Raw genomic sequence first — 8,747 nt, 5'->3', positions numbered from 1 at the left:
GATCGTCAACAATGAATCCTCCGATATCCTGCGCATGCTGAATGACGGTTTCGGCGGTCTTGCCCGCAACGACATCGATCTTTATCCGGCCGGCAAGCGGGAAGAGATCGACAATTTCAATGCCCGGATCTATCCGGCACTCAACAATGGCGTCTATCGCGCCGGCTTCGCGACGACGCAGATCGCTTACGAGGAGGCCTTCAACGCGGTCTTCGATTGCCTCGATCGGGTCGAGACGGAATTGGAGGGCAACGCCTTTCTCTTTACCGACTATCCGACGGAAAGCGATATCAGGCTGTTCGTCACCCTTGTCCGCTTCGATGTCGCCTATCATGGCCTCTTCAAATGCAATCTCCGCCGATTGTCGGACTATGCCAATCTGCAGTCTTTCTGTCGCCGCATGCTTGATTGGCCGGGTGTTGCCGAAACGGTGAATTTCGATCATATCAAGCGCGGCTACTACTCGATTTCGACGCTCAATCCCACCGGCATCGTGCCGCTGGGGCCAGCGCTCGACGAGCTGTTCTGATACTCGACCGCCTTGAAAAAGCGGTCTAAGGTCTGCCCCGTTCGATGGATCGGGGAGGACCGTCATGAATTGGGACGAGTTCCGGCAGTGGTCGGAGAAGGCGGCAAATTGGGGCGCGGATTATCGCGCGTCGCTTCGCGGCAGGCCGGTACGGGCAAAGATGGCGCCGGGCGAGATATCAGCGCATATTGCCGATTCCCCACCGGTAACAGGCGAAGCCATGGAGGATATCTTCCGGGATTTCGAGGATATCCTCGTTCCAGGCATGACGCATTGGCAGCATCCGCGCTTCTTTGCTTATTTCCCGGCCAATGCCGCTCCCGTTTCGGTGATCGCCGAATATCTAGTCAGTGCCATCGCCGCCCAATGCATGCTCTGGCAGACATCGCCTTCCGCGACGGAGCTTGAAACGAAAGTGGTCGACTGGCTGCGCCAGGCGCTCGGTCTACCTGAAACCTTCACCGGCGTCATCCAGGATTCCGCCTCGACGGCAACGCTCGCCGCCGTCCTGGTCATGCGCGAGAGAGCGCTGGACTGGCAGGGCAATAGCCAGGGGCTCGCCGGAAACAAGGCGGTGCGCATCTATTCCACCGACCAGGTTCACACCTCAATCGACCGCGCCATCTGGATATCAGGCGTCGGCGAGGAAAATCTGGTGCGCATTCCCTCAGGCGGCCCCAGCAAGGCCATGGACCCGAAAGCGCTCGTTGCGGCCATAGAGCGCGATCGCGCGGCCGGGTTTTTACCCGCCGGTGTCATCGCCTGTGTCGGCGGCACCAGCGTCGGCGCCTGCGATGATATCGCTGCTGTTGTTGATGTCGCGCATGCACATGGGCTTTATGTGCATGTCGATGCCGCCTGGGCAGGCTCGGCGATGATCTGCACTGAATTCCGCACGCTTTGGCAAGGTGTCGAGCAGACCGATTCCATCGTCTTCAATCCGCATAAATGGCTCGGTGCGCAATTCGATTGCTCCGTCCAGTTCGTGCGCGAGCCGGAGACGCTGGTGCGCACGCTGGCGATCCAGCCCGAATATCTCCGCACCCATGGCCATGACGGCATCATCAACTATTCGGAGTGGTCCGTGCCGCTCGGCCGCCGTTTCCGCGCATTGAAGCTTTGGTTCCTGCTGCGCTATCACGGCCTGGAAGGCTTGCGCACGATGATCCGCAACCATGTTTCCTGGTCGCAGAATCTGGCGAAGCGCCTGGCGGCGGAACCGGATTTCGAAGTTGTCACCGAGCCGTTCCTGTCGCTATTTTCCTTCGATCATAAGGCGCCTGCGGGCGTGGATCAGGAACAGCATACGCAGCGTCTGATTACGGCAATCAACAACGACGGTCGCATCTACCTGACGCAGACCCGCGTCGGCGGCCGGCTGGTCATCCGCTTCCAGGCTGGCCAGTTCGAGGCGACAGCGGAGGATATCGACACCGCTTTCGGCGTTATCGTTGAAATCGCGCGATCATTGTCCCCGGGTTAGAAAAGCTGTTTTTCCGGCGCGGAAGACCGAGTCGTGCTAGGTTCTCTGAAATCGATTGGTGACACTGGTGAATAACTCGTTCATATGTGGTGTCAGCAATTTTGCCGTAAAGACAATCTCCTCTTTGAAAATGCAGGGAAGGAAAATCCATGAAACTGTTGCGTGTTGGCGAAGTCGGCAAGGAAAAGCCGGCGCTTCTCGATAGCGACGGCAAGATCCGCGATCTCTCGGCCCATGTTGCCGATATCGGCGGCGAGGCCATTTCACCCGCAGGTCTGGCAAAGATCGCGGCTCTCGATCCCAAAGGCCTGCCCGAGTTGCCGGAAGGCCGTCTCGGTGCCTGCGTCGCCGGCACCGGCAAGTTCATCTGCATCGGCCTGAATTTCTCCGACCACGCTGCCGAAACCGGCGCGACCGTGCCGCCGGAGCCGATCATCTTCATGAAGGCAAGCTCGGCCATCGTCGGCCCGAACGATAACGTGCTGATCCCGCGCGGATCTGAAAAGACCGATTGGGAAGTCGAGCTCGGCGTCGTCATCGGCAAGACGGCGAAATATGTCAGCGAAGCCGATGCGCTTGATTATGTCGCCGGTTACTGCGTCTCGCACGACGTTTCCGAACGCGCCTTCCAGACCGAGCGCGCGGGGCAATGGACCAAGGGCAAGTCCTGCGACACCTTCGGCCCGATCGGCCCCTGGCTCGTCACGAAGGACGAGATCGCCGATCCGCAGAACCTCGGCATGTGGCTCAAGGTCAACGGCAAGATGATGCAGAACGGCTCGACCAGGACCATGGTCTATGGCGTCGCCTATCTCGTCTCCTATCTCAGCCAGTTCATGTCGCTGCATCCCGGCGACGTCATTTCCACCGGCACGCCCCCCGGCGTCGGCATGGGCATGAAGCCGCCGCAGTACTTGAAGCCGGGCGATGTCGTCGAGCTTGGGATGGAAGGCTTGGGCACGCAGCGCCAGACCTTCCTGGCCGACGCGTAAGGCGTGCGAATCTCGGGAACTTTAACTTTTTGAGATCATTGTTGATGCCGGGGAAGCGATTCCCCGGCACTTTTTTTAGGAAGAACGGTCAGCGGTTATGTTGCTCCGCAGCAAAAACTGCTAGGCTGGATAGTATGAGCTTAAAGGATGAGGCGCACAGAGGAGCCGCGATCGTCCTGCTGCGCAGCGCGACCGCAGGAGCGCCGCAGCGAAGACAGCGGCACGCAAGGCTAGTAGGTTTCAATGATTTAGGTGATTTGCGTGGTCGCATACCCGCGTCACGAAAGGTAAAGCCCCATGTTTTATCAGTTTTATGAACTCAATCATGCTGCTCTCGCCCCTTTTCGCGCCGCGGCAGACATGATGCGCCTGGCCTATGCCAACCCGCTTAATCCCTTCTCTCATACGGTTTTCGGCCGCACATTGATGGCAAGCCTCGAGGTTTTCGAGCGCACGACCCGGCGCTATGGCAAGCCGGAATTCGGACTGCTTGAAACCCGGATCGAGGACAAACGCGTCTCGGTGCACGAAAAGATCGTCTGGAAGAAGCCCTTCTGCAATCTCATCCATTTCGAGCGCAGCCTGCCCGCCGGCCATGGCGTCGATCCCCGCATCCTGATCGTTGCACCGATGTCGGGCCACTATGCGACGCTGCTGCGCGGCACGGTGGAGGCGCTGCTGCCGGGCGCCGACGTCTACATCACCGATTGGATCGATGCCCGCATGGTGCCGATGACCGAAGGCACCTTCGATCTGGAAGACTATATCGATTACGTCATCGAGATGCTGCACCATCTCGGGCCGGACACGCATGTCGTCGCCGTCTGCCAGCCTTCGGTGCCAGTGCTCGCGGCCGCTGCCGTCATGGAAGCGGCGGGCGATCGCCTGGCGCCCTCATCCATGACGCTGATGGGCGGCCCGATCGATACCCGCATCAATCCGACCGCCGTCAACCAGCTCGCCAAGGACAAGCCGCTGGAATGGTTTGCCGACAACGTCGTTATGAACGTGCCCTGGCCGCAGCCGGGCTTCATGCGACCCGTCTATCCCGGCTTCCTGCAGCTTTCCGGCTTCATGTCGATGAACCTCGACCGGCACATGATCGCCCACAAGGATTTCTTCGTTCATCTCGTCAAGAATGACGGCGAGCCGGCCGAAAAGCACCGCGATTTCTATGACGAATATCTGGCTGTCATGGATCTGACGGCGGAATTCTATCTGCAGACCGTCGATCAGGTTTTCATCAAGCATGCGCTGCCCAAGGGCGAACTCATGCATCGCGGCCAGCGCGTCGATCCATCCGCCATCCGCAACATCGCGCTTTTGACCGTCGAGGGCGAGAACGACGATATTTCAGGCGTCGGCCAGACGCATGCGGCGCAGACCATCTGCACCAATATCCCTGACCACATGCGCATGCATTATCTCCAGCCGGATGTTGGCCATTACGGCGTCTTCAACGGCTCGCGCTTCCGCCGCGAGATCGCGCCGCGCATTCTGGCCTTTACCCGCGAACATGCCCGCGCCGGCCAGCCGGTCGTCAAGCGGGTCATCAAGGGCGGCAAATCCGCCTGAGATTGCGAATAATTAGCTTTTGTTGAATTATATGGGTGGATTCAAATATTTATCCGATTCCGCCTGAGCGTCCCATTGAAGCCTCACGAAGAGGTTACCATCTCGATTCCAGCGGTACCGCAGAGATCGGGCCGTTTACCGCGCCGCGCGTCCTTGGAACGCGCTGAGATGCAGGTAGAGCTTTAAAAACCGCGCAGAAACCTTTCCATCGATCGGTATCGGTCGGAGGGCGATGCGCCGTGCGAGGATACCTGACAATGAACCAATCTGCATTGCTTCGCCCGGATTGGACTCCGGCTACTATTGCTCTGATGGTACTAGGCTTCGTGGTCTTCTGGCCGCTGGGCTTCGCCATGCTCGCCTATATTCTCTTCGGAGAACGACTGCGGGAATTCAAACGGGATGTGAATGAAAGGACCGACGGCATGTTTGCTGGCTGCGGACGTCATCGCAATCGTCATCGCCATTCCTTCTCCTCCACCGGCAACGTCGCCTTCGACGACTGGCGCAAGGCCGAGCTTGAGCGCCTCGAAGAGGAGCGCCGCAAGCTTGACGAGATGCGCGCCGAGTTCGACACTTATGTCCGCGAACTGCGCCGCGCCAAGGATCAGGAAGAGTTCGACCGCTTCATGCGCGAGCGCAACAGCGTCAAGCGCAACGACAATGGCGGCTCGCCGACCGAATTCCAGACTCCGTGATCGGCTGTGAGAGCAGCTGCATCATATGGTCGAAACCGGCATGATCAGATGCCGGTTTTTCTTTGCCAGAATCCGCAAGGCAGGTCGCGCAAAAGTGCGCAGCGGTCTTGCTATAACGACATGCGCAAATCAAAGACCAAAGCGCAAGGAGCGATTCTGAAAGATTGCGACGCGCTTTGGCGAATCATATAAAACTGCCTTCATGTTTCCGCTGCTTTCCAGATCCCGCAAACCGCAAGCCAAGTTGGCCGCGCCGGAAACGCGCACCCTCGATGTCGCGGGCCGGCTGATGCCGCTGACGATCCGACAGCACGAGCGGGCGACCCGCATCACGCTCCGGATCGAGCCCGGCGGGCGTTCGCTGAAGATGACCATTCCGCGCGGCCTGTCCGCCCGCGAGGTCAATGCCTTCCTCGACCGGCATCAGGGCTGGCTTATGACGAAGCTCGCGAAATTCACGGCCGACAACAGCCTGCGCGGCGGCAGCGAAATCCTGCTGCGCGGCGTACGCCACCGGATCGAGCATACAGGAACGCTGCGCGGCCTGACCGAAGCGATCGTTGTCGAGGGCATGCCGGTGCTGCGTGTCAGCGGCATGCCGGAACATGCCGGCCGCCGCATCGCCACCTTCCTCAAGAAGGAGGCGCGCGCCGATCTGGAGAGATATGTGGCGGTGCATGCCAAGGCCATCCGCGCGACTGTCACCTCCATCACCATGAAGGATACCCGCAGCCGCTGGGGCTCCTGCTCCTCGCAAGGGAACCTGAGCTTTTCCTGGCGCATCGTCATGGCGCCGCCCTTGGTCATCGATTACCTTGCCGCACACGAAGTCGCGCATCTCCGCGAAATGAACCACGGCCCGCGTTTCTGGGCGCTCTGCCGCAAGCTCTGCCCCGACATGGACGAGGCCAAGACCTGGCTGAAACGCCACGGCAGCCAGCTGCATGCGATCGATTTTGATTGAGCAGGCTGCTTGAGCCGACAGAGGCACGTTACCCAATTACGGCCTTCGCCCTCGCACACGGAACAGTTCATTCAGGTGCGACGATGCGGATGGGACGTGTTCCGATCGGGGCGCCGGTCGCACGGTCAATGGTAATGGGGTCGATTTCGCTACCAGTTTCAGCGTCAAAGAACCGGGTCACGCCGTCGCTCGAGCGATGCTTTCGCCCCCATGCGCCAATCGCAAACAAAACCGGCAGAAAGTCCTGCCCGGCTGCAGTCAGCACGTATTCATCGCGCGGAGGCCGCTCGGAGTAGCGGCGTTTCACCAGCAGGCCATCTTCCGTAAGCGCGGCTAGTCGAGCGGTCAGCATCGTCGGCGCGATGCCGAGGCTCTTGCGAAACTCGTCGAAGCGGGTGAGCCCTGCATGGGCATCCCGCATGATCAGCATGCTCCACGCATCGCCCACCAACGCGAGGCTGCGGGCGATCAGACATGGCTGGTTCGAAAGATTATTCATGTCGATATCGTTTTGATAGTGACTTACTACTAATTTGATAGTAACGGAATATTCATCGATGTTCCACGTGAAAATGAAAGCGGAGACCGATGAGCAAGACAGAACGCGGCGTCGCCCTGGTCACGGGCGCCTCTTCCGGTATTGGGCGAGTGACTGCGCAGGCGCTACGGCGCGTGGGATATAAAGTATTTGGAACCAGCCGGAAACCAATGGCCGACGCTCCTGATGGCATTTCAATGCTGGTCTGTGATGTCACGGATGATGAATCCGTGCAGACGGCAGTCGATGAGATAATGGTCCGCGCGGGAAGGATCGATCTGCTTGTCAACAATGCAGGAATTGGATTGCTTGGCGGCGCCGAGGAATCCTCAGCGGGACAGGCGAGAGCACTTTTCGATGTCAATGTCTTCGGCGTTCTGCGCATGACGAACGCAGTCCTGCCCGCAATGAGACGGCAGAGAAAAGGCAGAATCATCAATATCAGCTCCATCCTTGGGTTGATTCCTGCGCCCTATAATGCGCTCTATGCATCGACCAAACATGCCCTAGAGGGATATTCCGAATCCCTCGACCATGAAGTCCGTACGCAAGGCATACGCGTCGTCCTCGTAGAACCGGGTGTTACCCGCACCGCCTTCGAAGAGAACATCACGCGGCCGGATCGACCCCTCCCTCCGTACGATAAAGCTCGCGCCAATGCGGAAAAGCTGATGCGTGAGATCGTCGAGAGAGGCGACGCGCCGGAGGTGGTCGCCGATATGGTGGTCGCCGCCGCCAACGCCGCATCACCCAAGAGGCGCTACACCGCGGGCAGGATGGCAAAGCAGGTTCGCTTCATACGCCGTTTTCTCCCGGAAGCGTTCGTCGACAAAAACTTGCGCAAATTCAATGGGCTTCCCGCCTGATAGTCTCCATTGCCGGATGCTGGCGTCTTCGATGCCCGGCAATTCACTATCCTGGAAACGAAAGTCAGCCCTATGAAAGCATTTCTGATCGATCGCTATGCGAAAGGTGGCGCTCTTCGGTCTGGTGATAGCCCGGTGCCGGAGTTGCGAGAGAATGATGTTATGGTGGAGATACATGCCGCCAGCGTGAACCCTCTTGATGCCAAAATCAGAGATGGCGAGTTCAAGCTCATCCTGCCTTATCGCCTTCCGCTCATCCTCGGCAATGATGTCGCGGGCGTCGTCGTCCGGGTCGGCTCCCGTGTCCGTGGCTTCAAGCCAGGTGACGAAGTCTATGCGCGTCCGGCTCAAGATCGTATCGGAACCTTCGCGGAGTTCATTGCAATGAACGAGGCCGACGTGGCGATGAAGCCCAAGAATCTGACGATGGAAGAGGCGGCGTCACTGCCGCTGGTCGCGTTGACTGCCTGGCAGGTGCTTGTCGAACGGGCGAACTTGAAGAAGGGACAGAAGGTTCTTATCCACGCCGGTTCCGGCGGCGTCGGTGCAATTGCCATTCAGCTCGCCAAACATATCGGGGCATATGTGGCGACGACGACGAGCACAGCCAATATCGATCTCGTCAAAAGTCTTGGAGCCGATGTCGCGGTGGACTACAAGAAGGACGACTTCGGAAACGTCCTGCAGGGATATGATGTTGTTCTGAACAGCCTTGGCAAGGAAACGCTTGAGAAATCGCTTCGCGTCCTGAAGCCGGGTGGAAAACTCTTCTCGATTTCCGGTCCGCCGGATGCTGCATTTGCCAGGCAAAATGGCTCCGGATGGTTGTTTCAGCAGCTCATGGGGCTTCTGAGCTCTGGTATTCGGAGAAAATCAAAACGCCACGGCGTCAGCTATTCGTTTCACTTCATGACCGCGAACGGCGGACAACTCGGCAAGATCACCTCATTGATAGAGGCAGGAGCCATAAGAGCCGTCGTTGATCGGGTCTTTCCGTTCCAGAGCGCGAATGAGGCGCTGGCCTATGTCGAGACCGGTCGCGCCAAGGGTAAGGTCGTGATTGCCGTGAAATAGAGCACGGACTGTTGTTTCGAAGGGCCTT

At 58.9% G+C, this 8,747-nt stretch carries 9 protein-coding genes; 8 read left to right on the top strand and 1 reads right to left on the bottom strand.

Annotated elements, in window-relative coordinates; genetic code table 11:
* The 6 genes from Q4Q11_RS16675 to Q4Q11_RS16650 all read left to right on the top strand — a co-directional run.
* A partial coding sequence (locus tag Q4Q11_RS16675) for a glutathione S-transferase C-terminal domain-containing protein (protein WP_498570176.1) occupies positions 1–529 on the top strand: 529 nt, incomplete at its 5' end.
* 64 nt (positions 530–593) lie between these two features.
* Positions 594–2,012, top strand: coding sequence for a pyridoxal phosphate-dependent decarboxylase family protein (locus Q4Q11_RS16670; RefSeq protein ID WP_498570175.1), 1,419 nt, complete (start codon positions 594–596; stop codon positions 2,010–2,012).
* Between the two features lie 149 nt (positions 2,013–2,161).
* On the top strand, positions 2,162–3,004 hold the full coding sequence (locus Q4Q11_RS16665) for a fumarylacetoacetate hydrolase family protein (protein WP_112505189.1): 843 nt from the start codon (positions 2,162–2,164) through the stop codon (positions 3,002–3,004).
* Positions 3,005–3,301: 297 nt separating this feature from the next.
* Entirely contained in the window at positions 3,302–4,579 is a 1,278-nt protein-coding gene (locus Q4Q11_RS16660; RefSeq protein ID WP_113213353.1) for a polyhydroxyalkanoate depolymerase, read from the top strand.
* A 257-nt stretch (positions 4,580–4,836) separates the two neighbouring features.
* Positions 4,837–5,277 carry a DUF2852 domain-containing protein gene (locus Q4Q11_RS16655; RefSeq protein ID WP_112505194.1) on the top strand — a complete coding sequence of 147 codons (441 nt, stop codon included), beginning with the start codon at positions 4,837–4,839 and terminating at the stop codon, positions 5,275–5,277.
* Positions 5,278–5,479: 202 nt separating this feature from the next.
* Positions 5,480–6,241 (top strand): M48 family metallopeptidase, encoded by a 762-nt coding sequence (locus Q4Q11_RS16650; protein ID WP_498570174.1) that lies wholly within the window; start codon positions 5,480–5,482, stop codon positions 6,239–6,241.
* Between the two features lie 67 nt (positions 6,242–6,308).
* On the opposite strand, the gene Q4Q11_RS16645 is transcribed toward Q4Q11_RS16650, so the two are convergent.
* Positions 6,309–6,740, bottom strand: coding sequence for a winged helix-turn-helix transcriptional regulator (locus Q4Q11_RS16645; protein ID WP_113213350.1), 432 nt, complete (start codon positions 6,738–6,740; stop codon positions 6,309–6,311).
* Between the two features lie 89 nt (positions 6,741–6,829).
* On the opposite strand from Q4Q11_RS16645, the gene Q4Q11_RS16640 reads away from it, so the two are divergent.
* Positions 6,830–7,645 carry an oxidoreductase gene (locus Q4Q11_RS16640; protein ID WP_113336644.1) on the top strand — a complete coding sequence of 272 codons (816 nt, stop codon included), beginning with the start codon at positions 6,830–6,832 and terminating at the stop codon, positions 7,643–7,645.
* Between the two features lie 72 nt (positions 7,646–7,717).
* A complete protein-coding gene (locus Q4Q11_RS16635) occupies positions 7,718–8,719 on the top strand; it encodes an NADP-dependent oxidoreductase (protein WP_498570173.1) in 1,002 nt (333 codons plus the stop codon).
* Positions 8,720–8,747 lie beyond the last annotated feature (28 nt).

It is taken from the genome of Rhizobium sp. UFLA01-1127, from assembly GCF_059803845.1.
The sequence above is the reverse complement of the archived record's forward strand: the minus strand, read 5'-3'. Positions and strand labels throughout refer to the sequence as shown.

What these genes read in the sequence shown, in the direction of transcription:
- Q4Q11_RS16670 (WP_498570175.1), top strand. Translation starts at nt 594, where the DNA reads ATGAATTGGGACGAGTTCCGGCAGTGGTCGGAGAAGGCGGCAAATTGG.
- Q4Q11_RS16665 (WP_112505189.1), top strand. Translation starts at nt 2,162, where the DNA reads ATGAAACTGTTGCGTGTTGGCGAAGTCGGCAAGGAAAAGCCGGCGCTT.
- Q4Q11_RS16660 (WP_113213353.1), top strand. Translation starts at nt 3,302, where the DNA reads ATGTTTTATCAGTTTTATGAACTCAATCATGCTGCTCTCGCCCCTTTT.
- Q4Q11_RS16655 (WP_112505194.1), top strand. Translation starts at nt 4,837, where the DNA reads ATGAACCAATCTGCATTGCTTCGCCCGGATTGGACTCCGGCTACTATT.
- Q4Q11_RS16650 (WP_498570174.1), top strand. Translation starts at nt 5,480, where the DNA reads ATGTTTCCGCTGCTTTCCAGATCCCGCAAACCGCAAGCCAAGTTGGCC.
- Q4Q11_RS16645 (WP_113213350.1), bottom strand. Translation starts at nt 6,740, where the DNA reads ATGAATAATCTTTCGAACCAGCCATGTCTGATCGCCCGCAGCCTCGCG.
- Q4Q11_RS16640 (WP_113336644.1), top strand. Translation starts at nt 6,830, where the DNA reads ATGAGCAAGACAGAACGCGGCGTCGCCCTGGTCACGGGCGCCTCTTCC.
- Q4Q11_RS16635 (WP_498570173.1), top strand. Translation starts at nt 7,718, where the DNA reads ATGAAAGCATTTCTGATCGATCGCTATGCGAAAGGTGGCGCTCTTCGG.